The following is a 23,837-nucleotide window of genomic DNA, read 5'->3' on the forward strand; positions in this document are numbered from 1 at the left end:
TTCAATAATCAAGAAAACTTTCCGATTTTCGAGATTTATTGGGAGAGCGGCGATGAGAGCGGAACGAGCGTGTGGTCCTTTCGTGAGGCTGAGACAGGCGGCCTTTATCCTGCTGTCGGCGGCTTCGGTCGCGCTGGCGCTGCCGGCGCGCGGCGTCGCGGCGGAGCCGGGCGTGAGCGACAAGGAGATCAAGATCGGCGTCCTCGGCAGCCTGACCGGGCCGTTCGCGATCTTCGGAACCGGCAATCTCGCGGGCGCCACCATCGCCTTCGAGGAGGCGAACGCCGCCGGCGGCATCAACGGCCGCAAGCTCGAATGGATTTCGCTCGACGATGAATCCTCGCCGCCAAAGGGGATTGCGGCCTACAAGCGGCTGGTCGAGCAGGAGAAGGTGTTCGCGGTGTTCGGGCCGGCGTCGAGCGCGATCGGGCAGGCGCTGGTGCCGACCTTGAAGAGCTCCACCACGCCGACCTTCGTATCGGTGTTCTCGACGCCCGCCGTCACCGAGCCGCCGATTCCGATCCTGTTCCGCACCGGCCCGATGAACGACCGCCAGCAGGGCACGGCGATCGCCAACTATGTGGTCGATCACCTCGGCGCCAAGAAGATCGCGTTGATCAGCCAGTCTGACGAATACGGCAAGCGCGGCGGCGAGAGCATCACGAGCCGGCTTAGCGAGCGCAAGATCGAGCTTGCGAGCAGCGAGGTCTTCAACATCTCCGACACCGATTTCACCGCGCAGCTCAGCCGCACGATTGCGGCCAATCCCGACGTGCTGATCGTCTACGGCTATCCCAACCCGTCGGCCATCATCACGCGCCAGGCCAAGCAGCTCGGGCTGAAGGCCAAGATCATGGGCGCCAATTCCGCCGGCAGCCGCGCCTATCCGAAGATCGTCGGCGAAGCCGCCGCCGGCACCCAGAACATCCTGACCCTGAAGGTGCTGCCCGAGGGCGACGATCCGGCCGCGGTGAAGTTCGCAAAGACTTTCGAGCAGCGTTTCCCCGATCTCGCGCGCCAGGGACGGCCCGATCTCGGCGACGTGCTCGGCTATGGCGGCGGGCAGGTCTTTATCGAGGCGTTGCGGCGGGCCGGACCCGAGCTCACCCAGCAGGGCTTCATCAAGGCGCTGGAGTCGCTGAAGAACTTCGAGAACCCGCTGATCCTGCCGACGACGTTCAGCGCCACCGAGCGCGAAGGCAACCAGTCGGCCAAGGTCGTCGAGATCCAGAGCGATCTGTCCCGCAAGATCCTGCCGGTGGTGGTGCGGGCCGAAGGCGCGGGCAAGTGAGCGCGCTGCCGCAAATCTTCGCCGACGATCTGCGGATAGGGCAGACCTTCTCCGGCGAGCCGCGCGTGATCGGCGACGAGCAGTTCGCCGATTTCGCCCGGATGACCGGGGACGATCATCCGATCCATTACGATGACGCCTATGCGAAGAAGACGCGCTACGGCAAGCGGCTTGCGCATGGCCTGCTGGTGACGTCGATGACTGCGCTCGGGGCGACCGCGATGTCGCATCAGATCGAGGATGCCATGGTCGCCTTCGTCGAGCACGGCATGCGCTTTCTCAAGCCGGTCTTCGTCGGCGATACCGTGAAAAGCGAGTTCGAGGTCGCATCGATCGCGCGCAAGGAAGGCCGCGACAAGGCGCTGGTGCGCTTCAACGTCCGTCTCGTGAATGGCCGCGGCGAAACCGTCCTTGAAGGTTTCCACGTCTACCTGCTTGCGCTGCGGCCACCAGCCGCCGGACCGTCCCATGCCGCCTGATGCTTACGCCGACGCCGTGCAGTCGTTCCGCTGGAGCGCCATCCACGAGGCGCTCGGTTGGAAGCCGGGCGAGAAGGTTTCGCTCGGCCATTCCATCGTTGATCGCCACGCGCAAAGCGGGCGTGTCGCGCTGATCGCGGTCGGCAGGGGCGGGCGCGAGCGGCGTTTCACGTACCAGGACCTTTCGGAAGCGAGCAACCGCTTCGCCAATCTCTTGACGCGGCTTGGCGTCAGGGCCGGCGATCGCGTCGCTGGATTGATGCCGCGTGGCGTCGACGTGCTGGTCACGATCATCGGCACGCTGAAGGTCGGCGCGATCTACGTGCCCGTCTTCACCGGCTTCGGCTCGGACGCGATCCGCTTCCGTCTCGATCATTGCGCGGCGAAAGTCCTCGTCACGCACCACGCGGTGAAGGGACACCTGCCTGATGGCATCACGGCGCAGGTGATTTGTGTCGCTGGCGAGGACGCGGCGCTGCCTTCGGGCTGGATCGATTTTCATCGCGCGCTGCGGGCGGAGGCTGCGGAATTCGCCGCGGTGCCTTGCGACCGCGGCGACATCGCCGCGCTGATCTACACCTCCGGTTCGACCGGTCCGCCGAAGGGTGGCGCGATCGCGGTGAATTTTCTCGGCGCGATCTGGCCCTACATGGTCTATGGCCTCGACTTCCGTCCCGATGACGTGTTCTGGCCGACCGGCGATCCCGGCTGGGGTTATGGCTTCGTGTGCTATCTCGGCGCACTGGCGGCAGGCGGCACCGTGGTCTCGGTCGAGGAGAATCCGTCCGCGGAGCTCTGTCTCGCCATCCTCGAGCGCTATCGCGTCACCAACCTCGCCACCACGCCGACGCTGTTGCGCAGCCTGCTGGTGCTGGACGAGGACGCGCTCAGCCGCGCGTCGATCGCCTTGCGGGCGATATCGAGCTGCGGCGAGCCGCTCAATGCCAAGGTCGTCGACGCCTTCCACCGGCTCTGGAATCTGACACCGATGGATCATTTCGGCGCCACCGAATTCGCGATCCCGATCGGCAATTTCAACGCCATCGCGATGCCGGTGAAGGCGGGCTCGATGGGCCGGCCGTTTCCCGGCTTCCGCATGGCCATCATCGACGAGACCGGCCGCGAGCTGCCGGCCGGCGAGGTCGGCCTGATCGGCAAGAAACCCGATCCGGATTGCCTTTATTGGTCGAACTACTGGAACGATCCGGCGGCCACGCGCGAGCTGGTCCACAACGGCTGGATTGCGACCGGCGATCTCGGCCGCAAGGACGGCGAGGGCTATTTCTGGTTCGAGGGCCGCGCCGGCGACATGATCAAGAGCGCCGGCTATCGCATCGGCCCGTTCGAGATCGAGAGCGCGCTGCTGAAGCACCCGGCCGTGGCGGAGGCCGCCGTCGTCGGCAAGCCGGACGAGCTGCGCGGCGAGATCGTGAAGGCCTTCGTGGTGCTGCGGCCGGGCATCTCCGGCAGCGATGAATTGTCCGAAGCGCTGGTCCGCCTCGTCAAGGATATGGTGGGCCGCCACCAATATCCGCGCCTGATCGAATATGTCGATGCCTTGCCGAAGACCGAGACCGGCAAGATCCAGCGTTTTGCCTTGCGTGCACGCCCTTGAAGGAGACAGCGATGGCGACCTATCAGCCGATTTTCCCGAACGACAAATGGCCCGCGCGGTATACGTTCTCACCGGCGGTGCGCGTCGGCAACCTGATCTTCCTGTCGGGCACCACCGGCACCGACGATGCCGGCAATATCGTCGGCCCCGGCGACATCGTGGCGCAGACGAGGCGCATCTTCGAGAAATTCGAGTTGATCCTGAAAAGCGCCGGCGCAAGCCTTGCCAACATCGTCGAGACCACGGACTACTTTCTGTCGCTCGAGGACTACAACAAGACCGCGGCGCTGCGCCGCGAGCTGTTCAAGGGACCGCCGTGGCCCGCCGCGACCGGCGTCGTCGTCAGCGGCCTCATTCGCGAGGGCGCCCTGATCGAGATCAAGGGCATCGCGGCGGTGTAGGGCGAAATGCTTGCGCAGGTCCTGGTCAGTTCGGCGACGGCGGGCGCGGTCTACGCGCTGATCGCGCTCGGCTTCGTGCTGATCCACAAGGGCACCGGCGTTGTTCACTTCGGCTATGGCGACCAGGTGACGTTCGGCGCCTATCTCGCGCTGATGGCGCAGGTCCTGATCGGCCTGCCGTTCTGGGCTTCGGTGATTGCGGCGCTGCTGCTGTCGGTGCTGATGGGCGCGGTGATCTATGGCGGCTTCATGTGGCCGCTGCGCAATGCATCGCTGTTGTCGCGGATCATCGCGAGTCTGGCGCTCGGCACCGTGATGCGCGAATTCCTGCGCGCCTATATGGGGCCGAACGCCTGGCCGTTCCCGTTCCTGCTATCGCAGACCTCGGTCCCGGTCGGCGGAATCCTGGTGGTGCCGGCCAATCTCGCGATTGTCGGCGTCTCGGTGCTCGTGCTTGGCCTGCTGTTCCTGCTGTTCGAGAAGACCGTCTACGGTAAGGCGATCATGGCGGCCTGCGACAACCAGGTCGGAGCCAGCATCGTCGGCATCCGCGTGTCCCAGGTGTTCCTGATGATCTGGGTGATCGCCTCGGTGCTCGCGACCGTGGCAGGCATCTTGGTCGCGCCGGTGCTCACGCTGTCGCCCGACATGGGCCTGATCGGCATCAAGGGTTTTACGGCGGCGGTGCTCGGCGGCTTCAACAGCCTGGCCGGCGCGGTCTGCGGCGGCATCCTGCTCGGCGTTCTCGAAGCACTCGGCGGCACCTATGTGTCGACCGCGCTGAAGGACATGATCAGCTACGGCATCCTGATCGCGATCATCCTGGCGCGTCCGCAAGGTCTGCTCGGTGTGCTCGCGATCAAGAAGGTGTAACGCGATGACCGTGCGCATCGTCCTCGGCGCGGCAGGGCTGGTGCTGTTCCTCGCGGCGCCGCATGTTCTGCCGGAATTCCGCCTGTTCCAGATCTGCCTGATCGCCGCGACAGCACTGGTCGTGCTCGGCCAGATCGTGGTGACCGGGTTCGCCGGGCAGATCTCGCTCGCGCAATCGGCCTTCGTCGGGCTCGGCGGATATGGTCCGGCGATCCTTGCCGCCGCCTGGGGACTGCCGCTCTGGCTCGGCATTCCCGCAACCGCTGCGGTCGTCGGCGCCGGCGGCTTTGTGCTCGGCCAGATGACGCTGCGGGTGTCCGGCCATTATCTCGCGCTCGCGACGCTGGCGTTCACCGCGATCGTGCAGCTCGCGCTTGTTCATTCCGACCTCCTCACCGGCGGCGCCGCCGGCATGGCGGTGCCGGCATTCCAGATCTTCGGTATCATCTTGAGCAAGGGCGGCGAGCTCTATTATCTGGTGCTGCCGGTCACGGTCGTGCTGTTCCTGGCGACCGGCAACGTCATGCGCTCGCGGTTCGGCCGCGGGCTCGCGGCGCTGCGGCAGAGCGAGACCGCGGCGGAAGCGATGGGGCTCAACGTGCGCCGCTACAAGGCCGCGGCCTTCGCGGCGAGCGGCTTTCTCGGCGCGATCGGCGGCGCGCTGCTGGCGCTATTGTCGACCTATCTCGATCCCTCGCAATTCGGCATCACGCAGTCGATCTATTATCTTGCGATCGCGGTCGTCGGCGGCATGCTGTCGCCGCTCGGCATCATCGTCGCGAGCGCGATTTTCGTCTTCATTCCGGAATGGCTGCAGGCCTTCCAGTCCTATCTCGGCCTCGTCTTTGCGCTGCTTCTGCTCGGCTTCATCGTGTTGCGGCCCGAGGGGCTTGCCAGCCTGCGCCCGTCCGCGCTCCGCCTCAACCTGACGCGATCGGGTGAGGGGCCGCGATGAGCGAACCGCTGCTCAGCGTCACCGACGTCACTGTCCGGTTCGGCGGCATCGTTGCGCTGAATGGCGTCTCGCTCGACGTCGCACCCGGCGCGATCCAGGCCGTGATCGGGCCGAACGGCGCGGGCAAGAGCACGCTGCTCAATGTCATCACCGGACTTTATCGTGCGAGCGCCGGTGCGATCTCCTTCGCAGGGTTGCGCATCGACGGCTCCCCGCCCCATCTCGTGTCGTGCAGGGGCATTGCCCGCACCTTCCAGAACACCGAGCTGTTCGGCGAGATGAGCGCGGCGGAGAACGTCATGGTGGGGTCGGACCGCCACCATGCCTATGGGCTGGAGAGTGCCGCGGCGCATGGCGGCGCTTATCGGCGGCGCGAGACCGAAGCGCGGCGCGAAGCGGAAGATCTGCTGGCGCTGGTGGGCCTGCGGGATCAGGCCGACACGGCCGCCTCGGCGTTGCCGTTCGGCAGCCAGCGGCGGCTCGAAATCGCCCGCGCACTCGCCACCCGTCCAAGGCTGCTGCTGCTCGACGAGCCTGCGGCAGGCCTGCGCGCGGCGGAGGTCGAGGACCTCATCCGTATTCTGCTCAAGCTGCGCGCCGAGCGCGGGCTGACCATCCTCGTGATCGATCACGTGATGGCGCTGGTGATGGCGATCTCGGACCGTATCAGCGTGCTCAATTTCGGCCGCAAGATCGCTGACGGCGATCCGGCTTCCGTGCGCAAGTCGCCCGAGGTGATCCGGGCGTATCTCGGGGAGAAGGCGGCGCATGCTTTCGGTGCGTGACCTCCACGCCGGCTACGGCAAGAAGAGCGTGCTGCATGGCGTTTCCATTCAGGTGCCGCGCGGCGCCATCGTCGCGTTGCTGGGCGCCAATGGCGCCGGCAAATCCACGCTCTTGAAGACGATGGTCGGCCTGCTGCCGCGGTCGGCGGGCACGATCGAGCTCGACGGCGCTCCGCTTGCCAATGCGACGCCGGACCGGGCGCTGAAGGCGGGCGTGGCGCTCGTCCCCGAGCAGCGCGAGCTGTTCCGAAGCTTGAGCGTGGCAGACAATCTCCGGCTCGGCGCCTTCCTGCGCAGCGACAGCAAGGCAATCCAGGCGGATCAGGCGCGTCTGCTCGACGCGTTTCCGATCCTGCGCGAACGCGCCGCGCAGCCGGTGCGCAGCCTGTCGGGCGGCGAACAGCAGATGCTGGCGATCGCGCGCGCGTTGATGGGGCGGCCGTCCATTCTGCTGCTGGACGAGCCGTCGCTCGGGCTGGCACCGAAGATCGTCGAGGAGATCTTCGCGATCATCGGACGGATCAGCGCCGACGGCACCGCGGTGCTCGTCGTCGAGCAGAACGCCGCGCTCGCGCTCGACGTCGCGCAATATGGCTATGTGCTCGATCTCGGCCGGATCACGCTGGAGGGCAGCGCCGAGATGCTGCGGCAGTCGCCGGTCGTGCAATCGTCTTATCTCTAGATCATGTCCGCCTTGCACTGAAAGCGAGGCGGTTGCTGCGTAGCAGCGAAGCGGAGCGAAGGGCCGGAAGCGGGCACTGCATGGCGGCCGGCAAACGGCCTTAAGCCCCTCCGCTACGGCATGCGCTTTCGACCCGTGTCCTTCGGCTAAGCGTGTCGGAACGGCGACCTGCGGCATCAGGGGAGGTAGAAACGGCCGTCAATGGCATGTAGCTTGCTTGAAAAACCAAAGGGCAGGTCACGGGGAGGTCGCAATGGTGCCGGACCCAAAAACAATCGTCGGCAGTCGGGACCGCATTGCGGTGCTCAATCTCGAGGGGGACGTCGTCGAGCACGCTCATCCGCAGGCTCAAGTTATGATCAAGATCGACGGTCCCGATCGCCTCATCGTCGTCGCGGGTCGGCGATATGTGCTGGCCGAGGATACGATGATCATTTTGCCGCCATGGGTTGCCCACGCGGGCATGGCAACCGCGGCCCAAAGCTCGAGCGTGCTTTCGATCAACGCCGGCGTTCCGGCCCGGGCGACGGGCGCGGCGAGCCGTGACACTGTTGTTTGCAAGGCGCTCGATCCCCGGCAGCGCCGAACGGCCAACGAAATCAGGGATCGCCTCGTGCGCGGACATTCTTCGGTCGGGGACGCAGATGAAATGCTGGAGTCGTTTTCCGAGGCATGTTCTTGCGGCTATGACCCGAGCCCGAACGGCACAATCGACTTCCGCATCCGCAAGGTCGTCGACCATATCAGCAGGGCACCGGCAGATGCGCAAAGCGTTGCGGCCTGGATCGATGTCGCCGGGCTATCGAGACAACATTTCTTTCAGCTGTTTCGCGAGTACATCGGCGTCACGCCCCGCCTGTATGCCAACTCGATCAGGCTCGAGCGGGCCCTGGATCGGCTGAGCCGAAGCACGACCCCGATTCACCAGCTCTCGCAGTCCCTCGGCTTCCGGGCACCAAGCCATTTCACGCGCTTCTTCGTCGACAATTTCGGCAGTACGCCGCGTGCCTACCGCCGCGGGTCGTACGTCGTTGCGGACTGAGCAGTCGCTGCCGGGTGACGGGAAGTCATACCCGGTAGGATGGATCGTCCCTGTCCATCTTCCGCAACATCGCGCGGAAGCCAACATCACCGAAGCTGCGATCACCGACGCCTTGCGCGGTCGCCACGGTCGTATCGATGATGTCCTGGCGTGGCAGGGCGAGCTCGGCACCACCGGACTGGGCCATGATCTGAATTTCGCAGGTACGCTCCAGATAATGCATGAGCGTAAAGGCCTCGGCGATGCTGCGGCCGAGCGCAAGTGTGCCGTGGTTGCGCAGGAACATCATCGGCCTGTCGCCGAGATCAGCGATAAATTGCTTCTGCTCTTCCGGACGGAGACCCGGACCATCGTAGTCGTGATAGCCGATCTTCCCGCTGTAGGTGACGGCGAACTGATTGATTGGCAGCAGTCCAGCCTTCTGCGCCGACACAGCGGTGCCGCAGATCGTGTGCAGATGCATGACGGATTGCGCTGCGGGGACCGCCTCGTAGACGACACGGTGCACGATCCATCCGGCCGGATTCACGGCCTGCCCGCTATTGGCCACGTCGTTTCCCTCGAGATCGACCTCCATCAGATTGGAGGCCGTGACCTCCTCGAACAACATTCCGAACGGGATGAACAGGAACCGGTTCTCCCGGCCGGGAAGACGGGCCGAAAGGTGCGTATAGATCAGATCGTCCATGTTGCGCCGTGCAAACATCCGGTAACAGGCGGCCAGTTGCCTGCGCGCCTCAAGTTCGGCTGCCCCCGGAATGGCTTGGGCTGGAGTCCGCTGCTTGGTGGCAATGTTCATCGTGGGAGCTTCCCGTGAGTGCTCAGTTGGAGATCTCGATCATCTTGATCGAGGAATCGAGAAAGCGGTTCGTGAACATCGTGTTCACTTCAAAGGGCGATGCAACGCCGAGATATTTTGCCACCAGGTCGTAGTCCGACTGCATGCGGGCAGGATCCAGATAGCCGAGGGCCCTGGAGCGCGAAATCTCGTCGCTCATCAATTGCATCGTCAGCTTCCAGTTGACCAGCTCATTGTCGGGTTTCAGGCCGCTCACGGAATCGATGAGCGCACTGACGCATGGTTCCGGTGAGGACACGCAAGCCCCATAAGCGCGCTGCGTCACCTTGACGAAACGCGCAACTGCGTCCTCGTTTGTCTTCAGGAAATCCTCGTTGACGAAGATCGTAAGTCCGTACGGATTGATGCCGGCCTTGGCCCAGGACAGATAGCCCATGTCGGAACCAAGCTCGCGCGACATGATGTGGTGCAGATTGTAGAAATTCGTCGTGATATCGATCGCGTGCGCCTTCAGCGCCGGCAGCTTTCCGTTCGGATCGATGTTCACCCATGTGACGGTGTTGGGATCGATACCGTTCCTGGCGGCGAGTGCAGGCCAGAGCGCTCGCTGCGCGTCGCCGGGCGGCACGCCGATCTTCTTGCCAGCGAAATCCCTGACATCGCTGATCCCGCTGCTCCTGAGCCAGTACATGCCAAGCGCCGTATTTGCGTAGATGTTCATGATGGCCACGACCTTGGCGCCCTTGCCGCGCGCCCCGATCGCCACGCCCATGTCGGCGAGACCGATCTGCGACAGGCCGGTGGAGACGCTCTGCAAGACGCCGACCGAGCCCTTGCCAGGCTCGAGGCTGACCTCGAGATTTGCGTCGCTGTACCAGCCCAGTTTCTTTGCGTAATACATCGCGGCGTGATCGCCTGCCGGGACCCAATTCAAGGCGACCGAAATTTTGTCCGCCGCGAAAAGCGGCTGCTGAAACAGGACGAGCAATCCCAAACCAGCCAGCAATTTAAGCCCGCGCATCGCACCTGCTTCCACAATTGCCTGTATTGATCGCCGCTCAAGACGAGCGTCGTGTCCCGATCGTAGTCGACGCCCGTTGCCATACAAGAAGTCGAGCCGCTCATGCCGCGATCAGGATTGGATTTTCCGACTGCACGGTAATTTCCCGCCGTGCGGCCCGAAGACGCTCGTGAGGGGCGCGGATATATTTGCGGCCGATCGTCGGCTTGAAGTCACGGAGGCGGTTCTTGCAAATAAACGGTGCGTCGTTGGCTGTTGACATACGCGGGACCGGACAGCCGATCATCTTCCTTCATGGACTTGGCAGTACGCACACCGTCTGGGAACCGCAGATTCGCGCGCTGTCGGCCTCGTACCAGGTCATTCGCTACGACCTTCGCGGCGCCGGGCGCTCGCCGCTGACCGGCACTCTGTCGATCGAGGGCTGGGTCTCCGATCTCGTTGCTTTGATGGACGCGCAAAAGCTTCGTAAAGCGCGCTTTGTCGGGCACTCGCTGGGCACGCTCATTCTGCAGCATTTCGCCTGCCAGTTTCCCGAGAAGGTCATCAGCCTCGCGTTGATCGGGGTAAATCGAGCGCCGACCGAGCAGCGGCGTCAGGCCGTCCGCGAGCGCGTCGCCAAGGTCCGCGCCGAGGGCATCACAGCGATTGCCGATGCGGTCGTCAGAGGCGGGCTCTCGCCGCATACCTATGAGCACAGGCCCGAAATCGTCGGCTTCGTGCGAGAGCTTCTGCTCGGCCAAAGCCGCGACGGCTATGCGGCCTGCTGCGAGGCCATGGCGGCCGCGAACGCGGCCGATATCGCCAGAATCGAATGTCCCGTCCTGGTGCTCTCGGGGAGCGACGACGCCGTGAGCCCGCCGGCGAACGGCGAGGGCTTCGCGCGCGAACTCCGCAATGCCGAATTCCTGCTCGTCGATCAATGCGGGCACTGGCAACCGATCGAGCAGCCGGCAGCCGTCAATTCCGCTCTGAATGCGTTCTTCACCAGAAGCTGATGAGGTCAACGATGAGTCGTATCCGGCATATCGCGCTTTCCGTGCCAGACCCCGAAAAGACAGCCGATTTCTATGTGAAAACCTTCGGCCTCCGCAGGGTCGGCAAGACCGAATCTGTCCTGGCCAGCGGCGTCTATCTATCGGACGGCTACATCAACCTCGCGCTCCTGAGATATCACAATGACGAAGTAGCCGGCGTGAGCGGCGGCAAGGATTTTGTCGGCGTGCATCACTTCGGTTTTCAGGTTGAGAGCGCAGAAGCGGCGAAAGGCAGCGTCGAGAGCAATGGCGGCAGCTTCTTCATGGACCTGCCGGCGCTGAAGGACACGCTCTATTACGAAGAGAAATATCGCGATCCGGACGGGATCATTTTCGATGTTTCACAGAACGGGTGGGCCACAAAGCCCGAGTAGAGCGCAGTTTCCCGATCAAGCGGAGGGGCAGGGCAGCGATGAGTGACGCGCCGATCTCACATCGGAGCATCTCGGAAAGCGGACTGCTATCATCGCGCGGGCTCGCGAGGCGCTACGGCTACTTCATCGCCAGCCATCTTCTGATACTCGTCATGTGGCAGTTGGCGGTCGTGTTCGGAAAGATACCGGCCTACATCCTGCCGCCGCCGCTGGCCACGCTGGCCACGCTTGCCGACGGAACTTACCACTGGTTCGCGAATACGATGACGACCGCAGCGGAGGTCTATGGAGGCTATCTGCTTGGTGTTACGACCGCCGTCGCTCTGGCTCTGCTCTTTTCCTGGACGGCTTCGTTGGAAAGATTGGCGATGCCGGCGCTCGTCAGCTTCAACATGATCCCGAAGGTCGCCCTTGGACCCTTGATGATCGTCTGGTTCAAGTATGGGGTCGGGCCCAACATGCTGATTGCATTCTCGATATGCTTTTTCCCCATGCTGCTCACGACATTGCGTGGCCTTCGCGAGGTCGACCCGGACCTGCTCGATCTGGTCCATAGTCTGAAAGGATCGAAATGGCAGCTCTTCATCAAGATCCAGTTTCCGAGCGCGTTGCCCTATCTGCTCTCGGGGATGAAGGTAGGCGCGATCCTGGCCGTTGCCGGAGCCGTCGTCGGTGAATTCCTGGGCTCCGAAAGGGGGCTCGGCTATTTGATGATGCAGGTCCAGGTCAGCCTCGATACGCCGGCAATGTTCATGGCGCTTCTTCTGATCACGCTCGTCGGCATGAGCCTCTACGGCCTTGTGCTGTTGCTCGAACGCATGCTGGTAACCCGCGATGCCCGCCTTGGCTGAGCGACCGATCGAGCGGAGCAGCGCTCCACCCTTCATTCGCATGTCGAAAGTCGGGAAGACCTATGTCAAGGACGACACCGAATTCGTCGCAGTCTCAGACGTGAGCTTCGAGATTGCTTCCGGCGAGTTGGTATCTCTGGTCGGTCCTTCGGGGTGTGGCAAGACGACGGTCCTCAAGATTTTGGCCGGGCTCCACGGGCGCAGCCAAGGTGAAATCTCAATCGGCACGCCGGAAGACCCCTTCACCCCCGGACGCGATGTTGGCATGGTCTTCCAGCAAGCGCTGCTTCTGAAGTGGCGTACGATTTTGGACAACGTTCTGCTCCCTGCGGAGATTCTCGGTCTGCCTCGCGCCGAAAGCGTAGAGCGGGCGCGGGACCTGCTGGCGATGGTGGGCCTGCAGGGGTTCGAATCGCAATTTCCCAACCAGCTTTCGGGTGGCATGCAGCAGCGGGCAGCGATTGCCCGCGCTCTGATTCACAATCCGAAGCTTCTTCTGATGGACGAACCGTTTGGCGCCCTCGACGCTTTGACGCGCGACAAGATGAATCTTGAGCTGCTGAACATTTGGCACAAGAGCGGAAGCACCATTGTGTTCGTCACACATGACATTACCGAAGCCGTATTCCTGGGCACGCGCGCGATCGTGCTCACTGCAAGGCCGGCGCGGATGGCGGAAAACATTCCCATCAGTTTGCCGGGCGAGCGCAATCTCGAGCTGCGCACGCATGAGGTCTTCGGCTCATACACGCGGCGGATTTATCGCCTTCTGGGTGTTGGATAGGGGACTTGCAAAACGGCAAGCCGATCGCCGAATGGCTGACGGGTCGAGCGGCCGCTGTCTGTAGCCGTATCATGGACGCACTCGCTGTCGCGGCGACGCCAACGACCTCGCGTTCGTCGGCGGCAGAAGCGGACATTGCACGAGGTCCGAGAACGGCCAGAAATGGACTCGCGCATTTGCGACGAAAGAAGCCTGTTCGATCACCGCGTCGGCACCGCCGAGCATGCCCGCGATGGCGCGACTGGTCAGCTTCTGCGCAAAACGTCAGTCGTGCTTGACGCCATAGGTACGCCGGATGATCTCATCGACCTCGGAGGCGCAAGATCCTGGATAAAATCTCTTAGTGCCTCGGTATCAAACGGCTTACGGAGTATTCTTAGATTTGGGGGAGCTGCTTTTGCAGCATCGCTGTAGCCGGTTGTAAGGGCTATGGGCAACCTGGGATACCGCGACCGGATTTCTCTCGCGAGCCCGACGCCATCGATGGTCCCCGGCATGACGATATCGCTGAAGACGAGATCGATCCTTGTACCGGCTTCGAGCAGTTTCAATGCCGCTTCGGCCGAATCTCGATAGATGGTCTCATAACCCAGATGCTCGAACAGCGAGGATGTCACATCCGCCACCTCGGGGCTGTCGTCGACAACGAGAACCGTCTGCCGCTGCGCATGTCTTGTTCTGGCAGCGGCGAGGTCTTTGCTGGTGATTTGCTCGTCTGCACAGGACGGCAAATAGATCGTAATCGTTGTTCCTTGTCCAACCTTGCTGTCTGCCGTCACCGTTCCGCCCGCCTGGTGCGCAAAACCATAAACCTGGGACAAACCGAGCCCGGTCCCTTTGCCGACCTCTTTGGTCGTGAAAAATGGATCGAACATCTTGGACAGAAGGTTTGGCGGAATACCGGTGCCCGTATCGCCAAGCGTTATCGCAAAGAAGCCCTTCCCACGGCGATCGCCGCCGGTTTCCTGATCTGCGGTCACCGCGTTGACGGATAATGTGAACGTGCCGCCGCTTGGCATTGCATCGCGCGCATTGACGGCGATGTTGACGATTGCAAGTTCCAGTTCGGCGAGGTCCACCTTGACCGGTGAAACACCGTCGCCAACGTTCTCGTTGTACACGATGTTCCCGCGCAGTGAGCTCTCAATCATGGTCCGCATGTTCTTTATGGACGCATTCAGATCAACGACCGTCGGGCTGAGATGCTGATGACGAGAGAATGTCAACAATTGGCGCGTGAGACTCTCGCCGCGTTTGGCCGCGGTCTGTATAGCTTCGATTGCTCTTGGCAGTTTTGGATCAAGCAGGCGTGCAAAGATCTGAGCGCTGCCTCCAATAATCATCAATAGATTGTTGAAGTCGTGTGCAATACCGCCGGTCAGTTTGCCGATTGCCTCCATTTTCTGCGACATCGCGAGCTGTTCGCGTGCCTGGACCAGTTTCTCCTCCGCGTCGCGTCGCTCCGTCGCGTCCCGCAATATGCTGATAAAACCGATCAGGTTTCCTGCGTCATCATGACTCGAAGAGACTGAGCCGGTGATGAAAAACGGCGTACCATTTTTTCTGATGCGCCAACCCTCTACTTCATGCTTGCCTCTTTCGATTGCCGACTCCAATGCGTGTGTTGGTGAACCCGCGCGGCGTTCATCCGGCCGATAAAATATCCCAAAATGCTTGCCTATGATTTCTTCCGGGGTGTAGCCGATGATTTTTTGAGCGGTGCTGTTCCAACTCGTAACGTGTCCTTCTCTATCAAGCGCAAAAATTGCATAGTCGACAACACCTTCGATAAGGGTTTGGAAGTGGCGTCTAATGCTGTCGAGCGCCAAGGTTTTCCGTTCGAGCTGGCTGTCCAGCTGGTCTTGAACATAAAGCAGATGGGCTTCGGTGGTCTGGCGCGTCGCAGTTGCCGCAGCCAAGGCAAGAGGGGGGGCCGATACGCTGACCGAAAGCACGAGCAATGATAATAGTGCTCCATTCGGATCCATTTTCGGAAATGGATCATTCCCCACCGAGAATCCCCACACGGCCATTCCGATGAAAATGAGCGCAGCCGTAGCCACGGTGCATCGATTGCCGCGCAGACCAGCCCAGATCAAGGGTAGTAAAACCAGAAAGCCCAGAAGGCTCCGATGCGGCAGCAGCACGTTGAGATCGTTGCTGATGAGGTCACTACCGATGAGCGGGCTGTAAGCAACGATCCCGATGATACTCGCGAGAACAGGGACTGCGATCAATTCCAATAGATTCCATTTGGAAGACATGCGTGAGGGCATCGTCGCCCAGAGCACGATGACCGGAGCAATCACCAGGGCCGCCGCAGCGTCTGCAAGCCACCAAGTTAACCCGGCGACGACGGAATCGGAAAAGCCCGGTTCGTTGGCGAGCATGAATCCGGCCAAGACGATGGTTGAACTAATCATCGTGGTCGGCGCAAAGGAAATGATTGCAAATTTTGCGACACCGGAAGGGGTGGCAAATGTCCGGCAACCGTTCGACCAGCGGCCAATCAGCCATGTCCCGGCAAATGCAGCAAGGACGGTGCCGATCCCGACGGCGCCAAGCTCCAGGAGCGATCGGTCGGCCATAAGGTAAGGAGAGACGGCCCCCACCAAGATCGCGGGCCAGATTCGGTAGCCGCGCAGCAGGACCAGCGCGAGCGCAAGCCCGGTTGGTGGCCACAGCGGTGTCGCGGCTGGATTTATTGCCGGAAGGAATCGCGCGGATTCGACAAGGCCAGCGTAAATCGCAGCGACTATTAAAATTTCGACCGAGTAGGTCGCAGCGCTCCGAGCGTCGCCAAAAGCGAAATTCTTGGCCTTATCAAATCTTGCCCTTTCCATCACAAGCCTTTGCGGTGGGCATCTCAAGAATGCGACCGGGGCACGACCTGGCTCCCCGGTCCAACGTCACCCGAAAGAGGGCGATCGCATTTCCACTACGTCGACGACCCTGCCAAACACTCAATGCAGTTTTGACCAAAGCATGGCCGCACGATCGTGAGTAGAGGGACGCCAGCAACTTCGGTGCGAGGGGCCATTGGGCAGCACCATTGACCTAATAGAGGTATACCAGGAGACGAAAGGGGCACGGCGGCATCGGGAACACAAATAGGTCCGATCCCGCCGGGTGTCGGTGAGGTCATCAGCAATCATTTTCTCTGCTGACGCAAAGGATCAGTTCTCGCGGACGTTCCAATGACCGTTTCGGGTCAAAAGCGCCGTTTTGGACGACGGCCAGTCACTTCGCGTCTTACCCGATAAGCGGACTATTTCGCGCTTCACCCGCACTTATCATTAGGGCCGGTTCCGGGCCAATGTAGCGAAGCAACAGGGGTCCCATTCAATCACCTCGTCGGCGCGGGCAGGCAGCGTGGGCGACACGGTCAGCCCCCACGCGACTCGATCAAGGCTTGACTCGCACCGCATCATGTAACATATGAAGTTTCATGAGACGCGACAGCCGATTGTCGGGCGTGCTCCATGTGCTGCTGCACATGGCGGCGCAGAAGGGCCCGGTGACATCAGAGATCCTCGCCAAGGCGATGGACACCAATCCCGTGGTGATCCGCCGCATCATGGCGGGCCTGCGCGAGCAGGGCTATGTGCAATCGGAGAAGGGCCATGGCGGCGGATGGATGCTCGCCTGCGATCTGTCGAAGGTGACGCTTCGCGAAATCTACGCGGCGCTCGGCAGTCCCGCGCTGCTTGCCATCGGCAATCGAACCGAGGCGCCCGGCTGCCTGGTCGAGCAGGCCGTCAATGCCGCGCTCGGTAAGGCATTCGATCAGGCCGAGGCGCTCTTGCTGGCGCGCCTTGGCGAGGTGACGCTCGCCATGCTCGGCGCCGACATTCACCGCCGTCTCGCGAGAAGCGGCAAATCCAGCGACATCGAGCGTGCCCATGCGTCATGACGCCATCATCATCGGCGGCAGCTTTGCCGGCCTGTCGGCTGCGATCTATCTCGCGCGGGCGCGGCGAAAGGTCTGCATTGTCGACGCCGGCGAGCCGCGCAACCGCTTTGCGTCGCATTCCCACGGCTTCTTCGCGCAGGACGGCAGCGCGCCGGGCGCGATGCTCGCCGCCGCCCGCGCGCAGGTCGGCGCCTATCCCGCGACCACGTTCGTCGCGGGCAAGGCGGCCGCTGCCGAGAAGCAGGCGGATGGTTTTTCCGTCAGGCTCGCCACCGGGGAGATGCTTGAAGGCGACAGGCTGGTGCTTGCTTTCGGCATCTCTGACGAGCTGCCGGAGATCCCGGGGCTTGCCGCGCATTGGGGCCGCGCGGTGCTGCATTGCCCTTATTGTCACGGCTACGAGTTCAGCGGGAAGCGGCTCGGTGTATTGAACGTCTCGCCGATGTCGACGCACCAGGCGATGCTGATCGCCGAATGGGGACCGACGACGTTTTATCTGAACGGCGCCGCGGCGCCTGACGAGGCCGTGCTGGCGGGGCTTGCCGGGCGCGGTGTCGCGATCGAGGAAGCTCGGCTCCGCGCCGTCCATGGTGACGGGACACGGTTGTCGTCCGTCGAGCTCGACGACGGCAGGCGGGTGGAGGCGGACGCGCTCTTTCTCGGCCCGCGCACGCGGCTGAACAGCGACATTGCCGCCGGGCTCGGTTGCGCATCGGAGGAAGGGCCGCTCGGCCAGATCATCCGGACCGACGACACCAGGGCGACCACGGTCGCGGGCGTGTTCGCGGCCGGCGACATTACGCGTGGCGCCCATAATGTAACCTGGGCCAGCGCCGATGGTGTCACCGCTGGCATAGCCGCGCACCGTTCGCTGGTTTTCTGATCCGCAGTCTGGCGACTTTCCGCCCGAGCGTCGTTCAGCGCTTCTTCCCGGGAGGCTGCGGGGGCGGCGGGGCCGGCGTTGGGGCCGGCCGCGGGGGCACGACCAGCGACTTCTGGGGCGTCGGCCCGCCGACGGCGGTCGGCTTCTTGGCGGTGGGCCCGCCGATCGCGCTTTGCGCCGCCACGGGTCCCGTCGCCAGCGCGCCGGCCCCGAGCAGTGCGCCGGCCAGAAAGAGGGCTCTCATCATCGGCGTTCCCTTCGGCATGTTCCAGCGATCGTAACCGGCTTCGCTGACGTCAGGCTTACACGAGGAAACGCGCGCGAGCCAACGCGGGAATGGCCGCATTAGGTGGCTGTTCACTACATCCAGCGAGAGCCGGAAACCGCGTTCGCGATGCCGCGTTGCGCTCCCCGGGAGGGAGGGATCTTCGATGCATTGGGGGATTTTCGCGGCGCGAAACCGTGCTGTTCGCCGTCTGTCTCGCTCTCGCCAGCCTGCTGGTGATCTGGGGCGTGCAGGCCTGCTTCGATGCCTGTCGCTCCGGTGCGGGTGCTGCAGCCGTCGGTGCGGCCGGTTCCGCAAACAGCGACGTCACGCGTGAGCCGTTGACGCCGACGCGGCGTATCCGGCTGACGGGGCGCGCCACGCCGCGCGACTAGCCCAGCTTTTCGTGGTCGGCTTGACGGCTTGCTTCGCGCAAGCGCGCTAGCTGCGAAAACCGGCCTGCTTGCCAAAGCCGAAACGAATCGATAACGTGTTAATGATAACACGTTAATGAAGGCTCGAAGAAGCCTCGCACAATCGCTTGGAGGAACACCGATGCGGAAGGCATTGCTTGCGCTGACGACTGCTGCCGGGCTTTTTGCTTCGCCCGCGACAGCCCAGGACAAGACCGTTACCCTGAAGATCTCGCTGTGGGTGCCTCCGGCGCATCCGCTGGTTCCGGCGACGCAGGCCTGGGCCGCCGACATCGAGAAGGCTTCCGGCGGTACCATCAAGGCCACCGTGTTTCCCTCCGAGCAGCTCGGCAAGGCGTTCGACCATTACGACATGGCGCGCGACGGCATCGCCGACGTGACCTACGTCAACCCGGGCTACCAGCCGGGCCGTTTCCCGATCATCGCCGCCGGACAGCTGCCCTTCACCTTCACCGATGGCAAGAAGGGCACGCTCGCGATCAACGAGTGGTACCGGAAATACGCCAAGACCGAGATGAAGGACACCAAGCTGTGTTTCGTCTTCATCCATGATCCCGGTGCGCTGCATGGCCGCAAGAAGATCGTGGCGCCCGCCGATCTTGCCGGCATGAAGGTGCGCCCCGCGCAGAGCACGATCGGCGAGATGGTCAAGCTGCTCGGCGGCACCAATGTGCAGGCGTCGGCGCCGGAGTCGCGCGATGCGCTGGAGCGCGGCGTGGCCGACGAGATCACCTTTCCCTGGGGCTCGATCTTCCTGTTCGGCATCGACAAGGTGACCAAATATCACATGGACGTGCCGCTCTATACGACCGTGTTCACCTACAACATCAACCCGGCGGCCTATCAGGCGATGTCGCCGGCGCAGCAGAAAGTGATGGACGATCATTGCACGCCGGAGTGGGCCGCCAAGGTCTCCGATCCCTGGAACGATTTCGAGGCCAATGGGCGCACCAAGATGAAGGCGCTCGCCGGCCATGAGGTCTATGCGCTCGGCGCCGACGAGCTTGCGCAGTGGAAGAAGGCTGTCGAGCCGTTGAGGGCGAGCTGGGTCGAAGGCGTGAAGAAGGCAGGCGGCGACGCGGACAAGATCGAAAACGAGCTCAAGGCCGAGCTTGCCAAATACGGCGCGGGCTTCTGAGGCGGCATTCGGCGACGCGGTCGCGCGGGCTTGCCGGTCGGGCGTTATCCTCATTGCTCTTTATCCGCGAGCAATGCGGCTACCACAACGCGTGCTAGAATGACGCGAGAATCGGCGTGAGGAAACGGGGACGATCGCGGTTGTTTTGACGCAAGGCTGCCTGGTTGAACTTCATCGGAGGAGCGCGTGCAGGGGCTATCGATGAGCGAACCGACGGAGGCGGGCGGGCTGGCCGATGCGGCGCGCGCCGGGCGGCCTTCGCAGGCTGCGGTCGGCCCCGGGCGCAGGCGCTGGATCGCCTCGGTGCGCATGCGCATCGTCCTGCTCGCCGTCATCCCGGTGATCGGCTTTTTCGCCAATGGCGCCAGCTTCGACCTCAACGAGCGGCAGGTCGGCAAGGCTTTCGACAATTCCGCGGAGTCGCGCCGGCTGATCGAGGCCGGTCTCGAGCTGAAGGGTGCGCTGGCGACACTGCTCGATACGGTGAGGGAATTTTCCGCGCAGCCGAGCGCTGATCTGATCGAGGCGTTCGACAAGGCCTACGGGATCGCCGAGAACGACATCGCGACGCTGGCCTCGCATTCGGCCGCCGAGGACCGCGGCCTGATCGGCGGGCTTGGCGACCAGCTCGGGGCGCTGCGCACCAAGTTTGCCTCGCTCGCGGACGAGCAGACCCGGTTCGGCCTCACCAATGCCGACGGCATCCGCGGCCGGCTGCAGGCTGCGGGTGCCGCGATCGATCGCGCCTCGACCGGCGCGGCCGGCGGCCTCGACGACAAGAGCCTGATGCTGTCGCTGCTGACGCTGCGCCGGCTCGATTTCGAGTACCGCATTGCGCGCACCGGCTTCATCCCGCAGCTTTTCCGCAGCGAGATCGAGCATGCGGCGGCGCTGCTGCAGCGCGCAGGCCTGCCGGGCGATGATCGCGACGAGCTCGCCGCGGCGCTCGCCGAATATGGCGAGGCGTTCGAGGGATGGATGCGCAATGCCGCGACGGTCGCGCCGCTGTTCAGCGCCATCAAGTCCGATATCCAGCTCATGCTGCCGCAAGCTTCCGAGCTGGTCGGCGCCGCGCGCGAACGGGCCGCAAGGGCTGCGATCGCGCAGCAGGACTCGCAGGCCCTGGCGCGCAGCATGGTGATGGGCATCGGCATTGCGACCGCCGGTATCGGCCTGCTGCTGAGCTGGCTGATCGGCCGCAGCATCTCGACGCCGCTGAAGCGGCTGACCGAGGCGATGGAGCACCTCGCGGGCGGCCGCACCGACATCGAAATCCCCGGCACGGCGCTGAAAAGCGAGATCGGCTCGATGGCGCGCACCGTCGAGGTGTTCAAGCGCAATGCCGAGGAGATGCGCGAGCTGACGGCGCAGCAGCTGGAGGCGCGCAAGAAGCTCAACGCCGAGCGCCGCCAGCTCCTGGTCGAGGCCGCGCATCGTTTCGAGGATTCGGTCGCTCACCTGCTGGACGAGGCCTCGCACGCCACCGGCCGGGTCGAGACCTGCGTCGGCGACATGAAGACGCGGATCGACGACGTGGCGCGCCACGCCGACAGCGTGCGCTCGGCGACCGGGCAGACGCTCAGCAATGCCAGGGCGGTGTCGAGCGCGATCGACGACATGACGCGCTCGGTCGAGCAGATTTCGCAGCGCACGACGCAGAGCGCGAATTTCTGCGCCAACACTTCCACCGCCGCGAACGAGGCCTGCGCCGCGATCGAAAACCTCGCCGAGCAGTGCCTGGAGATTTCCAGCATCGTCAACGTGATCCGCCAGATCGCCGAGCAGACCAACCTGCTGGCGCTCAATGCCACGATCGAGGCGGCGCGCGCCGGCGACAGCGGCCGCGGCTTCGCGGTCGTCGCCGAGGAGGTGAAGAATCTCGCCGGGCAGACCGCCAAGGAGATCGAGGGCATCGAGAGCAAGATCGAAAGCATTCAAAGCGCGACCGCAAGCTCGGTCGAGACGGTCAAGCACATTTCCGGGCTTGCGGTGAAGTCGCGCGAGGCGACGGCGGAGATCGCGGTCGCAGTCGAGCGCCAGAGCGCAACCGCGCGCCAGATCTCGAGCAATGTCGGCGAGGCCGGCAAGACGACCCAGGCGGTCGCCGACATCCTCGACCTGGTGACGGGCGACGTGTCGGCGGCGGAACGTGCAACCGGAGACGTGCTGGCCGATGTCGGGCTCCTGAAGCAGAAATTCGACCTTTTGGTCCGCCAGATCAAGGAGTTCCTCACCTCGATGAAGGAGGCCGAACTCGATCGATTGGCGGGTTGAGCGGGCCGTCCGCTCAACCCGCGTGCAAATCGCCGGACTGGCGCCTGCCGTCCGGCCTCGGGCTCTCCCGAACTGATCGGCCGCACGGGCCTTAAAAACCTGTGCGACCGATCTTTTTTGTCGGCGGGCAGGCGCTAAAATCCGTTTTTCGTTGACGCGGCGGCCGGATTGTTGTTAACATGTTAATTAAATCGGCCGGTTGCGGGCGGCGGCCTGGCAATGCTGGCGGACCACTAGCGACTAGCGAGGCAGTGCGAATGGCGATCCCGACCTCAAACCACAATCCGCCCTTCAACATCGTCCGTCTCAGCCACATCGTGCTCACGGTCACCGATCTTGCGGCGTCCCGGAAGTTCTATGCCGACCTGCTCGGCCTGCAGGTCACCGACGAGAACGACAAGCGCATCTATTTGCGCGCGATGGAGGAGCGCGGCCATCACTGCATCGTGCTCCAGCAGGGCGATGTCGCGGTTGCGGGCGATCTCGGCTTCAAGGTGCAGGACGACGAGCATCTCGAGCGCGCGAAGGCGTTCTTCGACAGAAGCGGGCTCGCCACCCAATGGGTCGAGGAGCCGCATCAGGGCCGCACCTTCAGGACGCGGGATCCCCAGGGCATTCCGCTCGAATTCTATTCGCGGATGGACCGCCTGCCGGCGATCCATCAGCAATACGCCCTGTACAAGGGCATCAAGCCGCTGCGCATCGACCATTTCAACTGCTTTTCGCCCGATGTCGGCGCGGCCGTGCATTTCTACAATTCGATCGGCTTCCGGCTCACAGAGTACACCGACACGCAGGAGACCGGCGACCTCTGGGCGGCCTGGATGCACCGCAAGGGCGGCGTGCACGATATCGCCTTCACCAACGGCATCGGGCCGCGGCTGCATCACGTGGCGTTCTGGGTGCCGACGCCGCTCAACATCATCGACCTGCTCGACGTGATGTCGACCTCGGGCTACCTCGCCAATATCGAGCGCGGCCCCGGCCGCCACGGCATCTCGAACGCGTTCTTCCTCTACATCCGCGATCCCGACGGCCATCGCATCGAGTTCTATTGCTCGGATTACCAGACCGTCGATCCCGACCACGAGCCGATCCGTTGGGACCTCAAGGATCCGCAGCGCCAGACGCTGTGGGGCGCGGCCGCGCCGCGCTCATGGTTCGAGGAGGGCAGCGTGTTTGCCGGCACCGAGCCGAGAAAGCCGAAGCTGCTCGCGACCCCGATCGTCGCGCCATAACCGCGGGCGCCGCCGGCGCGGCCTCGTCCGGCGGGCCGCAGGGAGCGTTCAATTCGATGCCGAGCGCGAACCGGCCTTGAGGCGACCGCTGGTCTTGCTTTCGTTGCCCGACGGCTGCGCGATCAACTCCCCCGACAGCGCCAGTTCGAGATCCTTCAGCATCGCCTGCAGGGTCGCGAGCTTCTTCAGGCCGTAGCGGGAGGAGATCTGCGCATAGATGAATTCGGAATGCGGCGCGACCTTCTCGATCAGCCGCAGGCCGGCGGCCGTGATGGAGACGTTGATCTTGCGCAGGTCCTCGTCGGTGGTGCGCCGCACGATCAGCTTGCGGCTCTCCAGCTCCTTCAGGATGCGCGACATGCTGGGCGCGAGCAGGAAGGTCATCTCGACCAGCTCGGAAAATTCCACCGTCCGCTTCGAGGCCAGCGCCCGCAGCACCCGCCATTGCTGCTCGGTGATTCCGAAGCTGCGCAGCATGGCCCGGAAATGCTGCATCACCGCCTCGCGGGCGCGCAACAGCGCCATCGGCAGCGACATCGAGAAGCCCCGAAGTCGGGCGCCGGCGGAGGAGGTATCGTCGATCATGGCAGGCTTTCGCTGGGTGGGGTCTTTAGCTACCTCTTTTAGCCAATGTTTACCAGCCGTCGGCGGCGCGGCCCGCCATGCAAGCTTAGGGCAGCGTTAAGCCTGTCGGAGCCGCGCC

General features: G+C 63.5%; 24 protein-coding genes. 19 read left to right on the plus strand and 5 right to left on the minus strand.

Going from position 1 to position 23,837, the window contains the following annotated elements:
- The first annotated feature begins 52 nt into the window (after positions 1-52).
- The 9 genes from QOU61_RS10735 to QOU61_RS10775 all read left to right on the plus strand — a co-directional run bounded on the left by QOU61_RS10735 (position 53) and on the right by QOU61_RS10775 (position 8,123).
- On the plus strand, positions 53-1,291 hold the full coding sequence (locus tag QOU61_RS10735; protein ID WP_289658208.1) for an ABC transporter substrate-binding protein: 1,239 nt from the start codon (positions 53-55) through the stop codon (positions 1,289-1,291).
- The gene (locus QOU61_RS10740; RefSeq protein WP_289658210.1) at positions 1,288-1,770 is read left to right on the plus strand and encodes a MaoC family dehydratase; all 483 of its coding nucleotides are present in this window, start codon (positions 1,288-1,290) and stop codon (positions 1,768-1,770) included. The genes QOU61_RS10735 and QOU61_RS10740 overlap by 4 nt, the downstream gene beginning before the upstream one ends.
- Complete coding sequence (locus QOU61_RS10745; protein ID WP_289658211.1) at positions 1,760-3,385, plus strand: acetate--CoA ligase; 1,626 nt, start codon at positions 1,760-1,762, stop codon at positions 3,383-3,385. Before QOU61_RS10740 ends, QOU61_RS10745 begins: the two co-directional genes overlap by 11 nt.
- 11 nt (positions 3,386-3,396) lie before the next feature.
- The gene (locus tag QOU61_RS10750; protein WP_289658212.1) at positions 3,397-3,786 is read left to right on the plus strand and encodes a RidA family protein; all 390 of its coding nucleotides are present in this window, start codon (positions 3,397-3,399) and stop codon (positions 3,784-3,786) included.
- 6 nt (positions 3,787-3,792) lie between these two features.
- A complete protein-coding gene (locus tag QOU61_RS10755) occupies positions 3,793-4,659 on the plus strand; it encodes a branched-chain amino acid ABC transporter permease (RefSeq protein ID WP_289658214.1) in 867 nt (288 codons plus the stop codon).
- 4 nt (positions 4,660-4,663) lie between these two features.
- Positions 4,664-5,614 carry a branched-chain amino acid ABC transporter permease gene (locus QOU61_RS10760; protein WP_289658216.1) on the plus strand — a complete coding sequence of 317 codons (951 nt, stop codon included), beginning with the start codon at positions 4,664-4,666 and terminating at the stop codon, positions 5,612-5,614.
- The gene (locus QOU61_RS10765; RefSeq protein WP_289658218.1) at positions 5,611-6,399 is read left to right on the plus strand and encodes an ABC transporter ATP-binding protein; all 789 of its coding nucleotides are present in this window, start codon (positions 5,611-5,613) and stop codon (positions 6,397-6,399) included. The genes QOU61_RS10760 and QOU61_RS10765 overlap by 4 nt, the downstream gene beginning before the upstream one ends.
- The gene (locus QOU61_RS10770; protein ID WP_289658220.1) at positions 6,383-7,081 is read left to right on the plus strand and encodes an ABC transporter ATP-binding protein; all 699 of its coding nucleotides are present in this window, start codon (positions 6,383-6,385) and stop codon (positions 7,079-7,081) included. The genes QOU61_RS10765 and QOU61_RS10770 overlap by 17 nt, the downstream gene beginning before the upstream one ends.
- A 253-nt stretch (positions 7,082-7,334) precedes the next feature.
- Positions 7,335-8,123 (plus strand): helix-turn-helix domain-containing protein, encoded by a 789-nt coding sequence (locus tag QOU61_RS10775; RefSeq protein WP_289658221.1) that lies wholly within the window; start codon positions 7,335-7,337, stop codon positions 8,121-8,123.
- A 25-nt stretch (positions 8,124-8,148) separates the two neighbouring features.
- Here QOU61_RS10775 and QOU61_RS10780 read toward each other — a convergent pair whose 3' ends face one another.
- Positions 8,149-8,922 (minus strand): class II aldolase/adducin family protein, encoded by a 774-nt coding sequence (locus QOU61_RS10780; protein WP_289658222.1) that lies wholly within the window; start codon positions 8,920-8,922, stop codon positions 8,149-8,151.
- A 22-nt stretch (positions 8,923-8,944) separates the two neighbouring features.
- Entirely contained in the window at positions 8,945-9,823 is an 879-nt protein-coding gene (locus QOU61_RS10785; RefSeq protein ID WP_289658223.1) for an ABC transporter substrate-binding protein, read from the minus strand.
- Between the two features lie 308 nt (positions 9,824-10,131).
- On the opposite strand from QOU61_RS10785, the gene QOU61_RS10790 reads away from it, so the two are divergent.
- Genes QOU61_RS10790 through QOU61_RS10805 form a run of 4 tightly spaced genes read left to right on the plus strand, consistent with a single transcriptional unit; the run spans position 10,132 to position 12,989 of the window.
- Positions 10,132-10,941 carry an alpha/beta fold hydrolase gene (locus QOU61_RS10790; protein WP_289658224.1) on the plus strand — a complete coding sequence of 270 codons (810 nt, stop codon included), beginning with the start codon at positions 10,132-10,134 and terminating at the stop codon, positions 10,939-10,941.
- Between the two features lie 11 nt (positions 10,942-10,952).
- Positions 10,953-11,354: a VOC family protein gene (locus QOU61_RS10795; protein ID WP_289658226.1), complete on the plus strand. Its 402-nt coding sequence runs from the start codon at positions 10,953-10,955 to the stop codon at positions 11,352-11,354.
- Between the two features lie 38 nt (positions 11,355-11,392).
- Entirely contained in the window at positions 11,393-12,205 is an 813-nt protein-coding gene (locus QOU61_RS10800; protein ID WP_289658228.1) for an ABC transporter permease, read from the plus strand.
- A complete protein-coding gene (locus QOU61_RS10805; RefSeq protein WP_502876912.1) occupies positions 12,189-12,989 on the plus strand; it encodes an ABC transporter ATP-binding protein in 801 nt (266 codons plus the stop codon). The genes QOU61_RS10800 and QOU61_RS10805 overlap by 17 nt, the downstream gene beginning before the upstream one ends.
- Before the next feature lie 245 nt (positions 12,990-13,234).
- On the opposite strand, the gene QOU61_RS10810 is transcribed toward QOU61_RS10805, so the two are convergent.
- Complete coding sequence (locus QOU61_RS10810; protein WP_289661451.1) at positions 13,235-15,832, minus strand: MASE1 domain-containing protein; 2,598 nt, start codon at positions 15,830-15,832, stop codon at positions 13,235-13,237.
- 605 nt (positions 15,833-16,437) lie between these two features.
- Here QOU61_RS10810 and QOU61_RS10815 point away from each other — a divergent pair.
- Complete coding sequence (locus QOU61_RS10815) at positions 16,438-16,902, plus strand: Rrf2 family transcriptional regulator (protein WP_289658230.1); 465 nt, start codon at positions 16,438-16,440, stop codon at positions 16,900-16,902.
- Positions 16,892-17,785, plus strand: coding sequence for an NAD(P)/FAD-dependent oxidoreductase (locus tag QOU61_RS10820; protein WP_289658232.1), 894 nt, complete (start codon positions 16,892-16,894; stop codon positions 17,783-17,785). Before QOU61_RS10815 ends, QOU61_RS10820 begins: the two co-directional genes overlap by 11 nt.
- 34 nt (positions 17,786-17,819) lie before the next feature.
- On the opposite strand, the gene QOU61_RS10825 is transcribed toward QOU61_RS10820, so the two are convergent.
- Positions 17,820-18,032: a hypothetical protein gene (locus tag QOU61_RS10825; RefSeq protein ID WP_289658233.1), complete on the minus strand. Its 213-nt coding sequence runs from the start codon at positions 18,030-18,032 to the stop codon at positions 17,820-17,822.
- Between the two features lie 215 nt (positions 18,033-18,247).
- Between QOU61_RS10825 and QOU61_RS10830 the strand changes: the two genes are divergently transcribed.
- From QOU61_RS10830 to hpaD, 4 genes are all read left to right on the plus strand, one after another.
- Positions 18,248-18,445, plus strand: coding sequence for a hypothetical protein (locus tag QOU61_RS10830; RefSeq protein ID WP_289658234.1), 198 nt, complete (start codon positions 18,248-18,250; stop codon positions 18,443-18,445).
- 160 nt (positions 18,446-18,605) lie between these two features.
- Positions 18,606-19,622, plus strand: a complete 1,017-nt coding sequence (locus QOU61_RS10835) for a TRAP transporter substrate-binding protein (protein ID WP_289658235.1) — start codon at positions 18,606-18,608, stop codon at positions 19,620-19,622.
- A gap of 201 nt (positions 19,623-19,823) precedes the next feature.
- Complete coding sequence (locus QOU61_RS10840) at positions 19,824-21,896, plus strand: methyl-accepting chemotaxis protein (protein ID WP_289658236.1); 2,073 nt, start codon at positions 19,824-19,826, stop codon at positions 21,894-21,896.
- A gap of 257 nt (positions 21,897-22,153) precedes the next feature.
- Positions 22,154-23,134 (plus strand): 3,4-dihydroxyphenylacetate 2,3-dioxygenase, encoded by a 981-nt coding sequence (hpaD, locus tag QOU61_RS10845; protein ID WP_289658237.1) that lies wholly within the window; start codon positions 22,154-22,156, stop codon positions 23,132-23,134.
- A 48-nt stretch (positions 23,135-23,182) separates the two neighbouring features.
- On the opposite strand, the gene hpaR is transcribed toward hpaD, so the two are convergent.
- Positions 23,183-23,719, minus strand: a complete 537-nt coding sequence (gene hpaR / locus QOU61_RS10850; protein ID WP_289658238.1) for a homoprotocatechuate degradation operon regulator HpaR — start codon at positions 23,717-23,719, stop codon at positions 23,183-23,185.
- Positions 23,720-23,837: the final 118 nt, after the last annotated feature.

The sequence above is a fragment of the Bradyrhizobium sp. NP1 genome, from assembly GCF_030378205.1.
In the GTDB taxonomy this organism is placed as follows: Bacteria; Pseudomonadota; Alphaproteobacteria; order Rhizobiales; family Xanthobacteraceae; genus Bradyrhizobium.